This is a genomic window from Salinisphaera hydrothermalis C41B8 (assembly GCF_000732535.1).
Lineage (GTDB): Bacteria > Pseudomonadota > Gammaproteobacteria > Nevskiales > Salinisphaeraceae > Salinisphaera > Salinisphaera hydrothermalis.
The window spans coordinates 98,280-113,023 of record NZ_APNK01000010.1 but is presented as its reverse complement, the minus strand read 5'-3'; the positions used below and the strand labels follow the sequence as shown (position 1 = coordinate 113,023).

General features: G+C 62.5%; 12 protein-coding genes and 3 tRNA genes. 2 read left to right on the top strand and 13 right to left on the bottom strand.

The features are described from left to right. Positions 1-151: 151 nt before the first annotated feature. The 11 genes from C41B8_RS09010 to uvrB all read right to left on the bottom strand — a co-directional run bounded on the left by C41B8_RS09010 (position 152) and on the right by uvrB (position 10,070). A tRNA-Pro gene (locus C41B8_RS09010) sits at positions 152-228 on the bottom strand. 47 nt (positions 229-275) lie between these two features. Next, positions 276-614 (bottom strand): MerR family transcriptional regulator, encoded by a 339-nt coding sequence (locus C41B8_RS20860; protein WP_037336867.1) that lies wholly within the window; start codon positions 612-614, stop codon positions 276-278. Between the two features lie 13 nt (positions 615-627). After that, positions 628-927 carry an integration host factor subunit alpha gene (locus tag C41B8_RS09000; protein ID WP_037336789.1) on the bottom strand — a complete coding sequence of 100 codons (300 nt, stop codon included), beginning with the start codon at positions 925-927 and terminating at the stop codon, positions 628-630. A 1-nt stretch (position 928) separates the two neighbouring features. Then, a complete protein-coding gene (gene pheT, locus C41B8_RS08995) occupies positions 929-3,316 on the bottom strand; it encodes a phenylalanine--tRNA ligase subunit beta (protein ID WP_037336787.1) in 2,388 nt (795 codons plus the stop codon). A gap of 8 nt (positions 3,317-3,324) precedes the next feature. Beyond that, positions 3,325-4,326 carry a phenylalanine--tRNA ligase subunit alpha gene (gene pheS / locus C41B8_RS08990; protein WP_037336785.1) on the bottom strand — a complete coding sequence of 334 codons (1,002 nt, stop codon included), beginning with the start codon at positions 4,324-4,326 and terminating at the stop codon, positions 3,325-3,327. Positions 4,327-4,457: 131 nt separating this feature from the next. Further along, positions 4,458-4,811, bottom strand: a complete 354-nt coding sequence (rplT, locus tag C41B8_RS08985) for a 50S ribosomal protein L20 (RefSeq protein WP_037336783.1) — start codon at positions 4,809-4,811, stop codon at positions 4,458-4,460. A gap of 78 nt (positions 4,812-4,889) precedes the next feature. Then, positions 4,890-5,087, bottom strand: a complete 198-nt coding sequence (gene rpmI / locus C41B8_RS08980; RefSeq protein WP_037336781.1) for a 50S ribosomal protein L35 — start codon at positions 5,085-5,087, stop codon at positions 4,890-4,892. A gap of 39 nt (positions 5,088-5,126) precedes the next feature. Continuing rightward, positions 5,127-5,666, bottom strand: a complete 540-nt coding sequence (gene infC / locus C41B8_RS08975) for a translation initiation factor IF-3 (protein WP_037336779.1) — start codon at positions 5,664-5,666, stop codon at positions 5,127-5,129. 112 nt (positions 5,667-5,778) lie between these two features. After that, entirely contained in the window at positions 5,779-7,686 is a 1,908-nt protein-coding gene (gene thrS / locus C41B8_RS08970) for a threonine--tRNA ligase (RefSeq protein WP_037336777.1), read from the bottom strand. A 115-nt stretch (positions 7,687-7,801) separates the two neighbouring features. Then, positions 7,802-7,878: transfer RNA gene (locus C41B8_RS08965), tRNA-Val, on the bottom strand. 173 nt (positions 7,879-8,051) lie between these two features. Continuing rightward, positions 8,052-10,070: an excinuclease ABC subunit UvrB gene (uvrB, locus tag C41B8_RS08960; RefSeq protein ID WP_037336774.1), complete on the bottom strand. Its 2,019-nt coding sequence runs from the start codon at positions 10,068-10,070 to the stop codon at positions 8,052-8,054. Positions 10,071-10,274: 204 nt separating this feature from the next. Between uvrB and C41B8_RS08955 the strand changes: the two genes are divergently transcribed. Together C41B8_RS08955 and C41B8_RS08950 are read left to right on the top strand one after the other, a co-directional pair. Next, positions 10,275-10,350 (top strand) — tRNA-Asn (locus C41B8_RS08955). Positions 10,351-10,539: 189 nt separating this feature from the next. After that, the gene (locus tag C41B8_RS08950) at positions 10,540-12,003 is read left to right on the top strand and encodes a sensor domain-containing diguanylate cyclase (protein ID WP_051883316.1); all 1,464 of its coding nucleotides are present in this window, start codon (positions 10,540-10,542) and stop codon (positions 12,001-12,003) included. Here C41B8_RS08950 and C41B8_RS08945 read toward each other — a convergent pair. Both C41B8_RS08945 and C41B8_RS08940 read right to left on the bottom strand, forming a co-directional pair. After that, positions 11,982-13,289: an NCS2 family permease gene (locus tag C41B8_RS08945; RefSeq protein WP_037336862.1), complete on the bottom strand. Its 1,308-nt coding sequence runs from the start codon at positions 13,287-13,289 to the stop codon at positions 11,982-11,984. The two genes, C41B8_RS08950 and C41B8_RS08945, sit on opposite strands and share 22 nt — an antisense overlap. A 156-nt stretch (positions 13,290-13,445) precedes the next feature. Beyond that, complete coding sequence (locus C41B8_RS08940; RefSeq protein ID WP_037336772.1) at positions 13,446-14,744, bottom strand: adenylosuccinate synthase; 1,299 nt, start codon at positions 14,742-14,744, stop codon at positions 13,446-13,448.

The window sequence follows — 14,744 nt, the reverse complement described above, 5'->3', positions numbered from 1 at the left end:
CTCACCCCTAGCGCCGCACTGCCCGAGACATCGTTCACTCCGGCCGTCGCCAAAATGCGCCCCGTGCCGGCCGTGGCACGCGCGGCCCAAGATACAACGAAAAAAGCCTTGCCCGGACTGGCCGAGGCAAGGCTTTGATCGGAAAACATAATGGTCGGGGTAGCAGGATTTGAACCTACGACCTTCTGCACCCCATGCAGACGCGCTACCAAACTGCGCCATACCCCGACGAGCTGCGCATCATATCAGACTGGGCGATGGTGACAAGACGAAAATCAATGCGCCAGCGAGAGCACAATTGACTCAAGCTCTTCACGCACCGCCGCCAGGGAATCGGCCGCAGCACCTTCGCCAAGCGTGGCCAGCGCACGCCCTTTACCATCGAGCTGCTGTCGCGCGCCCTGAATGGTGAAGCCTTCGCTATAGAGCAGGTGACGGATATCACGCACGATCTGAATATCGTGCTGCTGGTAATAGCGCCTGTTGCCGCGTCGCTTGAGCGGCTTGAGTTGACTAAATTCCTGTTCCCAGTAGCGCAGAACGTGCGATTTCACACGGCAGAGATCGCTGACCTCTCCGATCGAGAAATAGCGCTTGTCGGGTATCGGCGGCAGCCCGCCCGACGGATCAGTTGTCTCCGTCGGCTCGGGATTCGACCCGGGCTCGCATTTTTTGGCCGGGTTTGAAACTGACGACCCGCCGCGCCGAGATTGGGATTTCTTCACCGGTCTTGGGGTTTCGCCCGGGGCGCTCATTCTTGTCTCGGAGTTCGAAGTTGCCGAAACCGGAGAGCTTGACGTAGTCGCCGTCTTCCAGGGTGCTCCGCAGTTCTTCGAAGAAGAGATCGACAAATTCCTTGGATTCTCGCTTGTTAAAGCCCAGCTGCTCGAATAGCTTTTCTGTCAGGTCCGCCTTGGTAAGCGCCACGTCATTCCCCCCTGAGTCTGGCGCTGCAACGCGCGCGCAGAGCGTCGGTTATGCTAGTTATGATTAGATCAACCGTATCATCATTAAGCGTGCTCGTTTTATCTTGGAAAATCAAGCTTAAAGCCACGCTTTTGCAACCCGCTTCCAGCTCCGGCCCGCGAAAGACATCGAACACGTCAACGGACTGAATCAAAGGCTCGTTCAAGTCATTCACGACAGAGAGCAAATCGCCCACGGCCACCTGCTCCGGCACGACCAGTGCCAGATCACGGGCGACTCGCGGCTGGTCTGACGGCGTCTCATAGCGCACGACTTCGCTGGCATCCAGAGCCACTCGGTCGAGCTCGAACAGATAGGGCAACGATTGTCCCTTGTAGCGGCGCGCAAAGTTGGGTGACAGCTGACCAATCCAGCCCACCGCACGTCCGTCGACGTGAATCCGAGCCGAACGCCCGGGATGCAACGCCGGGTGCGACGCCGCCTGGAACTGCGGCACGCGGCCGCAGCGTGCGAACAAGGCTTCGACATCGCCGCGCGCGTCAAAGAAATCTACCTCGCGCCCCGCCACGTCCCAATGCGCGGGCGCCGCCGCCCCGGCGATCAGCCCAGCGACGGTATCGATCTGTGCCAAGCCGTTCTCCGCCGTCTCCTCAGGCCGGAATCTGAGACCCTGCTCGTACAGGCGAACGCGCGATTGCTGGCGACGACTGTTGTGTGCCCAAGCGCCGAGCAGACCCGCCCAGAGCGTGCGCCGCATTTCGATCATCTGATCGGAGATGGGGTTGTCCAGCGCGAGTGCCGGCGCATCGCCGGTCAGCTCAGCATGCAAAGCCGGCTCGACGAAGCTATACGTAATCGCCTCGTGATAACCGCGCTGGCGTAGAACTTCGCCCGGCGTCGTGGCTTCGAGCAGCGTGCCCCCCACGCGGGCTGGCGGCAGGGCAATGCCGCCGGCTTCCGCGATCAACCGATCGTAACCATAGACCCGGGCCACCTCTTCAACCAGATCAGCTTCGATCGAGAGGTCATAGCGCCAACTCGGCGGCACCACGACCCAGGCCTGCTCGGCGACACGCTCGCAGCTCGCTCCCAAACCGCGCAGTGCAGCCTCGATGAAATCCGACGGAATCGGCTGGCCCAACAAGCGGGCGAGCTGCGTTGCGCGCAGCTCGATACGCCGCTCCTCAGCCCACACGGGCTGGCCGGCAACCGTGGTCACCGCACCGCATACCCCGCCGCCGAATTCCACCAACAACGCGCTAGCGCGGTTCAACGCGCGCCGATGCAGCGCCGGGTCAACACCCCGCTCGAAGCGATGCAAGGAATCGGTATGGATCTTGTACCGCCGCCCCTGCCCGGCCACGGCAGCCGGTGTAAAACAAGCGGCCTCAAACAGCACGTTACGCGTATGCTCGTCGACCGCCGTGCGCTGGCCGCCGATCATGCCCGCGATAGCGACGGGGCCCTGATCGTCGGCGATCACGAGCGTATCCGCCAGCAGGTCGACGTCCTGGCCATCGAGCGTCGTGATCGATTCGCCGGCCTCGGCGCGGCGCACGCGAATGTCGCCAACGAGCTTGGCGGCGTCAAAGGCATGCATCGGCTGGCCGATATCGAGCATCACGTAATTGCCAATATCGACGGCGAGATTGATCGAGCGAATACCGGCACGACGCAGGTACTCACGCACCCATACCGGCGACCCGGCTCGCGGGTCGACATTCGCCACCGGGCGCACCGCATACGCCGCGCACAGGTCATCGGCCTCGATAACGACTTCAGGCGCCGCAATGCCGTCGTCCCCGGCAGGTGCGGGAGCTTCGGTGTCAGCGAAGTTCGCGCCGAAAGCCACAGCCACTTCGCGGGCAATGCCGCGCATGCTCAGACAATCGCCACGGTTCGGCGTGAGGTCGACTTCAACGATCGTATCGGGGGTATTGAGATACTCGGCCAGCGCCTCACCCACCGGCGCATCGGATGGCAACAGCCATAACCCGCCCGCGTCGTTGCTCAAACCCAGTTCGGCCGCACTGCACAGCATGCCGTTCGAGGCAACGCCGCGAAGCTTGGCCGCCTTGATCTTCATCCCGCTGGGCAAACGCGACCCGACGGTGGCCACCGGGACGCGCACACCGGCGGCAACATTCGGCGCGCCGCAAACGATCTGTTCGCGCGCACTGCCAATGTCGACTTGGCACACTCGAAGCTTGTCGGCATCCGGATGGGCCTCGCAGGCCATGACTTCGCCGATCACGACGCCGGTGAGATCCGGTGCGGCGGACTCCATGGCATCCACTTCCAGCCCGGCCATCGTCAACTGCTCGCCGATGGCTTCGATGTCGGCATCGACATGGACCCATTCGCGCAACCACTGCTCGCTGATCCTCATGACGCTCCTTAGGCGAATTGCGCCAGCATGCGCAGGTCGTTGTTGTAGAACTGCCGCAGATCGGTCACGCCGTAACGCAGCATGGCCAGCCGCTCGATGCCCATGCCGAAGGCGTACCCGGTGTAGCGCGACGCATCCACACCCGCGGCTTCGAGCACATTCGGATGCACCATGCCGCAGCCCAGCACTTCCATCCAGCCCGACCCCGTACCCAGGCTCAGGCCGTCAATATCGACCTCAGCCGACGGCTCGGTGAAGGGGAAATACGACGGACGAAAGCGCAGCTTGAGTTCGGTATCGAAGAAGGCTTCGAGAAATGACTGCAGCTCGGCACGCAGCTCGGCAAAGCTGACCCTCTCGGCTACGTATAGCCCCTCGACCTGATGAAACATCGGGCTATGGGTTCGATCCGAGTCGTGGCGATACACACGCCCCGGTGCGATCACGCGAATCGGCGGCTGGCGTTGTTCCATCGTGCGAATCTGAACCGGCGAGGTATGCGTTCGCAGCAACAGCCTGCCGGCGTCGAGGTAGAACGTATCCTGCATGGCGCGCGCCGGGTGATCCGGCGGCACGTTCAGTGCCTCGAAATTGTGGTAATCATCCTCGATCTCGGGACCTTCCACGATCTCGAAACCCCGCTGGACGAACAGCGCCTCGATACGCCGCCGGGTCAACGTGATCGGATGAATCGCACCCGGCGTCTCGCCACGGCCCGGCAGCGTCACATCGACCGATTCGCGCGCCATCTGTTCGGCGAACTGTCGCTCTTCGAGCTCGTGGCGTCGTGTCTCGATCGCCTCGGCGAGTTCGCGCTTGAGGGCGTTGATCGCCGCACCCGCCGACTTGCGCTCTTCTGCCGGCAACGCGCCGAGCGCCTTCAGTCGCGCAGTGATCTCGCCTTTCTTGCCCAGCAACGTAACGCGCTCGGCATCCAGGGCGCGCAGATCCTCGGCCGCTGCGATATCGGACACTGCGCGCGCGCGCAGCTGCTCGAGTTCACTCGTCATGCGGTCGGCCCTCCCGGCCGTTTTCAGATTCCGATTTTCGGGACGCGCACAAAATAAAAGGGAAAGGCCACGGCCTTTCCCTTCGATCGCTATCCATCATCGCATCGCGCGCGGCGCGCCGACGATAGCAGCTATTGGGCGGCCTTGGCCTGCTCCAGAACGGCAGCGAAGGTCGCCTTGTCGCGCACGGCCAGATCGGCCAGGATCTTGCGATCCAGCTCGATGCCGGCTTTCTTCAGACCGTTCATCAGCGTGCTGTAGGACATGCCCTGCGCCTTGGCGGCGGCGCTGATGCGGGTAATCCACAGCGAACGGAAATCACGCTTGCGATTGCGACGGTCACGGTAGGCATACTGCCCGGCCTTGATGACCGCCTGATTGGCCACACGGAACGTGCGGCTGCGCGCGCCGTAGTAGCCCTTGGCTTTCTTGAGAATTTTCTTGTGACGGGCCTTGGCCGTCACGCCGCGACTGACTCGTGCCATTTTCGCGCTTCCTGTGGTGAATCTAATACAAAGCGCGCCGTATACGGCGCGCTACGATTGAACGATCGGCGATCTCGCCTACTTGTAGGGGAGCAGACGATCCATCGGCTTCTGGTCCGCCTTGTCGACGAGCGCACTCTTGGCCAGACGCTGCTTACGCTTGGGCGCCTTCTTGGTCAGAATGTGGTTGCCGAAGGCGCGGCTGCGCTTCAGGCGGCCGCTGCCGGTACGCTTCAAACGCTTGGCGGCGCCACGGTTGGTCTTGATCTTGGGCATACGACTCTCTCTCGACTCGACTGTGGCCTGAAGCGGCCGCTATTTCTTGCTGTGCTTGGGCACGCCTTTCAACGGGGCCATGACCATGGTCATCAAACGGCCCTGCATCTCCGGACGCTGCTCGACCGACGCCCATTCCTCGAGGTCGGACTGAACATGCTCCATCAGCTCCATGCCAAGTTCCTGGTGGGCCATCTCACGACCACGAAAGCGAAGCGTGATCTTGATCTTGTCCCCTTCTTCCAGAAACTCCTTCAACTTGCGCAGCTTGATGTTGTAGTCGCCCTTATCGGTTCCGGGGCGGAACTTCACTTCCTTGAGCTGCGTCTGTTTCTGTTTTTGCTTGCCGGCCTGCTGCGTCTTCTTCTTCTCGAAGACGTGCTTGCCATAATCCATGATCCGGGTAACCGGCGGATTCGCATTCGGCGACACCTCTACCAGATCGAGGTCATACTCACCGGCCTTGGCCAGTGCATCCTCGATCGACATGATGCCAACCTGTTCACCCTCGGGATCGATGACTCGAACTTCCCGAGCAGTGATCGCCTCGTTTCTGCGATCTTTTTGTGCGGCAGCGATTGTCGACGTCCTCCTTGCTAAGCCGGCGTTACGCCCGGTCGAACGGTTCGACGGGCGTAAAGCGCGCGATTATATATAAAAGATCGCGCGTGTTCCACCAACTTTTTTGGGTTCATTGGCGATTCTTGATCTGCGTGGTCGCACGCTCGATGAAATCGGCCAACGGCATGGCGCCGAGATCCTCGCCATCGCGAGTCCGCACCGCCACGGCACCGTCAGCCTTCTCGCGATCGCCGACCACCAGCAGATAAGGCACCCGTTGCATCGTGTGCTCCCTAATCTTGTAGCCGACCTTCTCGTTTCTCAAGTCCGTATCGACTCGGATGCCGGTGTTTCGCAGGGTTTCCGCCACCTCCGACGCATAATCGGCCTGGGCATCAGTGATGTTGAGGATCACCGCCTGGGTCGGCGACAACCAGACCGGCATCGAGCCCGCGTGGTGTTCAATCAGAATGCCGATGAAGCGCTCGAGCGAGCCCAGGATTGCTCGGTGCAACATGACCGGCACCTGGCGATCGCCGTTCTCATCGACGTACGCCGCGTCCAGACGCTGCGGCATGGAAAAATCCAGCTGCATCGTGCCGAGCTGCCAGACCCGGTTCAGGCAATCGCGCAGCGAGAATTCGATCTTGGGGCCATAGAAGGCGCCCTCGCCCGGCTGCAGCTCGAAATCCAGCCCCTTGTCCTCGAGGCATTTCTGCAGCGCGGCTTCGGACTTGTCCCAGATCTCGTCGGAGCCGACGCGCTTGTCCGGGCGGGTGGACAGCTTGATCAGCACCTCGTCGAAGCCGAAGTCGGCGTAGACCTCGTACAGCAGGTCCGTGAACTTCGAGACCTCTTCACCGATCTGGGCCTCGGTGCAGAAAATATGCGCATCGTCCTGCGTAAAACCGCGCACGCGCATCAGGCCGTGCAGGGTGCCCGAAGCTTCGTTGCGGTGGCAGGAGCCGAACTCGGCCAGGCGCAACGGCAGATCGCGATAGCTCTTCAGCCCGCGGTTGTAGATCTGGACATGCGCCGGGCAGTTCATCGGCTTGACCGCGAACTTGCGATCCTCGGAGCCGGTGATGAACATGTCGTCGGCGAATTTCTCGGCGTGGCCGGATTTCTCCCACAGCGACAGATCGATCAGCGACGGCGTATGGACTTCCTTGTAGCCTTCGCGATCCAGGCGCGCGCGGATATAGTCGGTGATCTGCAGATAGATCTGCCAGCCGCGGTCGTGCCAGAAGATCATGCCCGGCGCCTCTTCCTGGATATGGAAGAGATCCTGCTTGCGGGCGATCAGCCGATGGTCGCGCTTCTTGGCCTCCTCAAGGAAGGCCAGGTGCGCTTTCAGATCTTTTTCGCTGGCCCAGGCGGTGCCGTAGATGCGGGTGAGCATCTCGTTGTCGGAATCGCCACGCCAGTAGGCGCCGGCCAGGCTCATGAGCTTGAAATGCCGCAGGTGCCGGGAATTGGGCACGTGCGGGCCCTTGCACATGTCCACGTAATCTTCGTGGTGGTACAAGGCGATGGTCTCGCCTTCGGGAATCTCGCGCACGATCGCCTGCTTGTAGGGCTCGTTGCGATCGACGAACGTCGCCAGCGCCTTGTCGCGCGTGACAACCTCACGGATCACCTCGTGATCGCGCTTGGCCAGCTCGTGCATGCGCGCTTCGATCGCCTCGAGATCCTCGGGCGTGAGCGCGCGGCCGATATTGATGTCGTAATAGAAGCCATCATCGATGACCGGCCCGATCGCCATCTGCACGTCGGGATACATCGTCTTGAGCGCCTGACCCAGCAGATGCGCGCAGGAATGACGGATGATATCCAGCCCGTCCTGTTCGCGGGCGGTCACCAAGGCGACGCTGGCGTCGTGATCGATTGGAACCGAGGCATCCGCGAGCTCGCCATCGATCCGGGCGGCAAGCGTGGCCTTGGCCAGACCGGCGCCGATGGATTCGGCGACCTGCATGCCGGTCACGGGATGATCAAACTGTTTGACGGTACCGTCGGGAAGCGTGATGGCGGGCATCTGGGCATCCTGTCAGTGGCGGCCGATACGAAGGGCCGCATGCATGGCCGACCCGTTGCGGGTCGCTGGAAAGCAAAAAAGCCGCCGACAACAGTCGACGGCTGATTTCGATATCTGGTAGGCGCGGCCGGATTCGAACCAGCGACCTCTACCATGTCAAGGTAGCGCTCTAACCAACTGAGCTACGCGCCTATCGAGGTGCGAGACAATACCGAGAACTCCGGCTTTCGGCAACCCTTTTATCGAAAATTTTTCGACGCCGCCCAGCCTTCGGGTCACAAACACCGGCTCGGACGGTATGCACCGATTGCGCGGCGTCGTTCCGCGCGCGAGGCCGGGTTCGAAGATTGGGACGGCGGCCCGTCTCAGCCCGCCTTGGCCGGCAACTCGAGCGCGTGCTCGCGGATCTTGGCGATGCGGTCGCGGATCTTGCCCGCCTCCTCGAACTCGAGGTTCTCGGCGTGCTTGAACATCTGTTTTTCGAGCTTGTCGATCTCCTTGGCCAGCTGCGAAGCCGACATCTTGGCGTAGTCGGCGCCCACCTCGGCGACCTTCTTCTTCTCCTTGACCTGGCTGTAGTCCTCGTAGCCATGGCGCATGACGTCCGCCACCGCCTTCTGGATCGTCTTCGGCGTGATGCCGTGCTCTTCGTTGAACGCAATCTGCTTGGCGCGGCGCCGCTCGGTCTCGTCGATGGCCTTGCGCATCGAGCCCGTGATCTGGTCGGCATAGAGGATCGCCCGGCCCTCGACGTTGCGCGCCGCGCGGCCCATGGTCTGGATGAGCGAACGCTCGGCACGCAGGAAGCCTTCCTTGTCGGCGTCCAGCACGCCCACCAGCGCGACCTCGGGAATATCCAGGCCCTCGCGCAGCAGGTTGATCCCCACCAGCACATCGAACTCGCCCAGGCGTAGATCGCGAATGATCTCGCTGCGCTCGACGGTATCGATATCCGAATGCAAATAGCGCACCGCCACCCCGGCTTCGTGCAGGTATTCGGTGAGATCCTCCGCCATCCGTTTGGTGAGCGTAGTGACCAGCACACGCTGCTGCTTGGCGACCACGATCTGGATTTCGGAGAGCAGATCGTCCACCTGCGTTTCCGCCGGGCGGATCTCCACCGCGGGGTCCACCAAGCCGGTCGGCCGCACCACCTGCTCGACCGTGTTATCGGTATGTTCGAGTTCGTAGGGCCCCGGCGTGGCCGACACATAGATCATCTGCGGCGCGACCCGCTCGAACTCCTCGAACTTGAGCGGCCGGTTGTCCAGCGCCGACGGCAGCCGGAAGCCGTACTCCACCAACGTTTCCTTGCGCGCGCGGTCGCCCTTGTACATGCCGCCGATCTGCGGAACCGTCACATGCGATTCGTCCAGCACCATGATGGCGTCGTCCGGCAGATAGTCGAGCAGACACGGCGGCGGCTCGCCCGGCGCCCGGCCCGACAGATAGCGCGAATAGTTCTCGATGCCGGAGCAGAAGCCGATCTCGTTGATCATCTCGAGATCGAACATCGTGCGCTGCTCGATGCGCTGGGCCTCGATCAGCTTGTTCTGCGACTCGAAATACTTCACCCGCTCGCGCATTTCCTCCTTGATCGAATCCATCGCGTCGACGATGCGATTGCGCGGCGTCACATAGTGCGTCTTCGGATAAATCGTCAGGCGCGGCACCTTGCGGCTGACCGTACCCGTGAGCGGGTCGAAATAGGACAGGCGCTCGACCTCGTCGTCGAACAGCTCGATGCGCACCGCCTCTTCTTCGGCCTCGGCGGGATACACGTCGATGATTTCGCCGCGCACACGATAGGTGCCGCGTTCAAGCGTCATGTCGTTGCGTGTGTACTGCAGTTCCGTCAATCGCTTGATGAGGTCGCGCTGACTAACCGTCTCGCCTTCGTCGAGATGCAGCACCATCGCAAAATACGCCTGCGGATCGCCCAGGCCGTAGATGGCCGATACCGAAGCCACCACGATCGTGTCGCGACGCTCGATCAATGCCTTGGTCGCCGACAGCCGCATCTGCTCGATGTGCTCGTTCATCGACGAATCCTTCTCGATGAAGGTATCCGACGACGGCACATACGCTTCCGGCTGGTAATAGTCGTAGTACGAGACGAAGTATTCCACCGCGTTGTCGGGGAAGAACTCCTTCATCTCGCCGTACAGCTGGGCGGCCAGCGTTTTGTTCGGCGCCATGATCAGCATCGGCCGGCCGGCTTTCATGGCCACGTTGGCCATCGTGAAAGTCTTGCCCGAGCCGGTTACGCCGAGCAGCACCTGATGCGCCAGGCCATCCTCGAGCCCTTCGACCAGTCCCGCGATCGCGTTCGGCTGATCGCCAGCCGGCGCCCAGTTCGCCTTGAGTTGCAGTCCGTTACTCATAGCCCCAACCATTGGCCCGACAACGGGCGATTACAAGCCAGAAAAATACGCAGCCGAGCGCCGCCACGATGCACCGACGAACACGCCCAGAAAGCATGAACGCCGCCGTATCGCGGCGTAACCAGCGATTTTTATTTTCAGGCTTGCCAAGTGAGATTCCATCGCCTAGGATACGCGTCCTTCGTCGCCAAGCGGCGAAGATATTCCCCGGTAGCTCAGTTGGTAGAGCGGGTGACTGTTAATCACTAGGTCGGCGGTTCGAGCCCGTCCCGGGGAGCCAGACAGCAAGGGCATGGAGTGTTCTCCATGCCCTTTTTTATTGCGCCGCCCCTATCGCCTCGAGGCGCGGTCGTTCGGCGCGATGACGCTCGGCCGATGCGGTGCCAAGCATTCGGGTAACGCGTCACCGTTTACACTAGGTGCGTTGGCTTACTGAAACACGAGGTCTGACCGTCGTGAGCGTGCCGGCATGACCGACCACGAAAACACCCTCTCGGCAGTTCAGGGTCTGCCGAACGACGAAGTTTCTGCCCGCCTGATTCTCGAGCATCTTTTCGAAGATCTCCCGGAGGCCGTCATCATCGGCTCTCTCGATCGCCGTCTGGTGATGGTCAATGCGGCGGCGACGCGGTTGTTTCGCTGTAGCAAGGCCGACCTCACAGGTCAGCCCAGTTCGACGATTTACGCCAGCGAGGCCGATTTCATCGAACAAGGCGAGAAACGCTTCAATGTGAGTGCAAGCGCGCGCCGCGATCGGTATGTCGCGCGCTATCGTCGATACGACGGCAGCGTGTTCACCGGCGAAACCATCGGCGGGCCGATCAACGATGGGCACGGGCGAGCGACGCTGTTCATGGCGATCGTGCGCGACGTCACCGACAAATTGGCCAGTGACAGCGTGCTGGAGCAGCTTTACGCCATCAGCTCCAACGCCGAGCTTTCGTTCGAACAATCGCGTCACGCCATTCTCCAACTCGGCTGCGAGTATTTCGGCATGCCCCTCGGCGTGGTCAGTCGTATCGAGGACCGCCGTTACGAAGTGCTGGATGCCGTCGATGCTCACGACGCCGTGCAGGCAGGTCAGGTTTACGACGCGCGCGAAACGCATTGTTTCGAGATCGTGTCACGGCGGGGCCCTTACGCGGTCGATCGTTCGACCCATCCGGAAATTTGCGATCATCCGGCCTACCAACGCTTCGGCATCGCCTCGTACATCGGCGCCCCGCTGTACGTTCAGGGCGAGTTCGTCGGTGCCATCGCGTTCTCCAGCTCGGAATCCACCACGGAATTCACGGATCATCACCTGAAGCTCGTGAGCATGTTCGGGCAATGGCTGAGCCACGAGATGGACCGCGACGCGGCGCTACGGGAATTACGCCAGGCACACGAACAGCTCCAGCGGGTCGCGACCCAGGACGAACTGACCGGCCTCGGCAATCGACGCGAGCTTACCGATCGCATCCGACGCGAGCTCGATCGGGGTCGCCGGCACGGGCGCTCGGTTGGCGTGGCGCTGTTCGACTTCGACCATTTCAAGCAGATCAACGATCGATACGGCCACGCCGCCGGCGACGCTGCGCTGCAATTATTCGCCCGACAGGCCAGCAACCAGCTGCGCAGCAGCGATATGCTCGGGCGCTGGGGCGGCGAAGAGTTTCTGCTGGTGCTGCCCGAAGCCTCGGCGAAGACCGCCGCTCGGGTCGTCGAGCGCTTGCTCGAGGCCGTTCGGTCGGCCGACTTCAGAGCGGGCGGGTATCGCGTTGCGCTATCGGCCAGCGCCGGGCTGACGCTGACTGACTGTCATGAGGATATCGATCTTATCCTGAGTCGCGCGGACAAGGCGCTCTATGAGGCCAAGCGAGCCGGTCGCGATCGGTTCGTGCTGCTGGAAGACGATGCGCCGACTCAGACTCAGGCCAGAAACGCGAAATAGCCGACGAAAACCACGAACAGTGCATAAAGAATGGGGTGTAGTTCTCGTCCCCGGCCGGTGACCACCATGGTCACCGGATAGACGACCAGCCCCAGCGCGATACCGTTGGCGATGCTGTAGGTGACCGGCATCGTGATCAGCGTCAGAAAAGCCGGCACGGCGATTTCCAGCCGGTTCCAGTCGATCTCGCCCAATGACGACACCATGAGCACGCCCACGATGATCAGCGCCGGCGCCGTCACGCTCGATGTCACCACCGACAACAACGGCGAAAAGAACAGCGCGAGCACGAATAACGCCGCCGTGACCAGCGAAGCGAAGCCGGTGCGCGCCCCGGACGCCACCCCCGCGGTGGATTCGATATACGACGTGGTCGGCGAGGTCCCGATGACAGCCGACGCAACCACCGAACTCGAGTCGGCGAGCAACGCCTGGCGTGAGCGCCGGATGCGGTTGCCCTCAATCAGTCCGGCCTTGGTCGCCACGGCCATCAACGTGCCCGCCGTATCGAAGAATTCGACGAACAGGAACGTCAGAACCACCACGAGCAGATTCAGCGTGAAAACCTGGCCGGGCGCGTCAAACAGTCGCGTAATCGCCACACCGAAGACCGGCGCCACACTGGGCACTTCGCCGACGATCGCCTGCGGCGGATTGATCACGCCGGTGATCATGCCCAGTACCGCGGTGAGCACCATGCCGAAGAAAATCGCCCCCGGGAGGCGCCGCAGCATCAGCACGATCGAGGCAAACAGACCAAACACCGTCAGCAGCGTCGCCGGCAGGGTCAGATCACCGAGGGTCACCAGCGTGGCCTTGTTGTTGACCACGATCCCCGAATCCTCGAAGCCGATCAACGCGATGAACAGCCCGATCCCGCAGGCCGAGGCCATCTTCAGATCGACCGGGATCGCATCAAGAATCATCTCGCGCAATCGGAGCACGGTGATCAGCACGAAGATCAATCCGGAAAACAGCACGCCGACCAACGCCGTCTGCCACGGCACGCCCATGCCCAGCACCACCGAGTAGGCAAAAAAGGCGTTCAATCCCATGCTGGGCGCGATCCCGACCGGATAGCGCGCGACCACGGCCATCAGCAGACAGCCCACGATCGATGCCAGCGCCGTGGCGGTGAACACCGCCCCCTGGTCCATCCCCGCGGCCGACAGGATGCTGGGGTTGACGAACATGATGTACGCCATGGCCAGGAATGTCGTGATCCCGCCGATGATCTCGCGCCGGTAGCCGGTGCCTTCGCGATCGAACTCGAAGAAGCGAGCCACCGGATCGCGATGGGTAGCGGCAGTCGTCGCGTCGGCGCCGGGCTGGCTCATCGATGCATGCTCCTGTCATGACAGTCTGGCCGTGACTGCCGGTATTCGTACACGCGTACGACCCACGTCCCCGTCGACGAGACGGGCGACGTGGGCCCGGCCCCGTCAGTCTTCAGCCAGCGGATGCCGCAGCACGATGGTATCGGCCCGATCCGGCCCCGTGGACACGATGTCGATCGGCACGCCGGTGATCTCGGCCAGGCGGTCCAGATACGCCCGGGCGTTGGCCGGCAGATCGTCGTAGTTGCGCAAGCCGGAGGTGGATTCCTGCCAGCCCGGCATCTCTTCATAGATCGGCTCGCAGCTGGCCAGGGCCTCGGCGCCGGCCGGCGGCACGGTCAGCGTCTCATCGTTACAGCGATAACCGGTGCACAGCTGAATCGCGTCGAGTCCGTCGAGCACGTCGAGCTTGGTGATGCACAGGCCGGACAGGCTGTTGTTGAACGCCGCCCGACGCAGGCCGACCGCATCGAACCAGCCACAGCGCCGCGGACGGCCCGTGACGGCGCCGAACTCGGCGCCCTTGTCGGCCAGATGCTTGCCGTAGCGATCGTCCAACTCGGTCGGGAACGGGCCGGAGCCGACGCGGGTGGTATAAGCCTTGACCACGCCCAGCACGTAGTCAAAGTACGTCGGGCCGACGCCGGAGCCAGTGGAAGCACCGCCGGCCGTTGTGTTGGACGAAGTCACGAACGGATACGTGCCGTGGTCGACGTCGAGCAGCGCGCCCTGCGCCCCTTCGAACAGGATCGATTCGTCCGCCACATAGGCCTGACGCAGCAGTTCGCCGACATCCGCGACCATCGGCCGGATCTGCTCGGCGTGCTCCAGCGCCTGATCCAGCGTCTGCTGGAAATCGACCGGCGACTGGCCGAGATAGTTCTTGAGCACGAAGTTGTGGAAGTCGAGGGCTTCGCCCAGCTTCGAGGCCAGGAGTTCGCGCCGGAACAAGTCGGAGACCCGCACCGCGCGTCGCGCGACCTTGTCTTCATAAGCCGGACCGATACCGCGACCCGTCGTGCCGATCGCCGTCTTGCCCCGTGCGGCCTCGCGCGCCTTGTCCAGCGCCACGTGATACGGAAGGATCAACGGACAGGCGGGGCTGATGCGGAGCTTGTCGCGCACCGGCACGCCGCGCGCGTCCAGTTCGCCCATCTCCTCGAGCAGCGCTTCCGGCGAGAGCACCACGCCGTTGCCGATATGGCACATCACGCCATCGTGCAGGATGCCTGAGGGAATCAGCCGCAGGATGGTCTTCTCACCGTTGATGACCAACGTATGACCGGCGTTGTGGCCGCCCTGGAAGCGGACGACGTGCCGGGTGCGATCGGTGAGCAGATCGACGATCTTGCCCTTGCCCTCATCGCCCCATTGGCTGCCGATGACGATGACCCGTTTACCCAT

Excerpts from the sequence above, each read along its gene's own strand:
- C41B8_RS08940 (WP_037336772.1), bottom strand. The coding sequence starts at position 14,744 with ATGGGTAAACGGGTCATCGTCATCGGCAGCCAATGGGGCGATGAGGGC.
- uvrB (WP_037336774.1), bottom strand. The coding sequence starts at position 10,070 with ATGAGTAACGGACTGCAACTCAAGGCGAACTGGGCGCCGGCTGGCGAT.
- rpmI (WP_037336781.1), bottom strand. The coding sequence starts at position 5,087 with ATGCCCAAGATCAAGACCAACCGTGGCGCCGCCAAGCGTTTGAAGCGT.
- rplT (WP_037336783.1), bottom strand. The coding sequence starts at position 4,811 with ATGGCACGAGTCAGTCGCGGCGTGACGGCCAAGGCCCGTCACAAGAAA.
- thrS (WP_037336777.1), bottom strand. The coding sequence starts at position 7,686 with ATGCCCGCCATCACGCTTCCCGACGGTACCGTCAAACAGTTTGATCAT.
- C41B8_RS08950 (WP_051883316.1), top strand. The coding sequence starts at position 10,540 with ATGACCGACCACGAAAACACCCTCTCGGCAGTTCAGGGTCTGCCGAAC.
- pheS (WP_037336785.1), bottom strand. The coding sequence starts at position 4,326 with ATGACGAGTGAACTCGAGCAGCTGCGCGCGCGCGCAGTGTCCGATATC.
- pheT (WP_037336787.1), bottom strand. The coding sequence starts at position 3,316 with ATGAGGATCAGCGAGCAGTGGTTGCGCGAATGGGTCCATGTCGATGCC.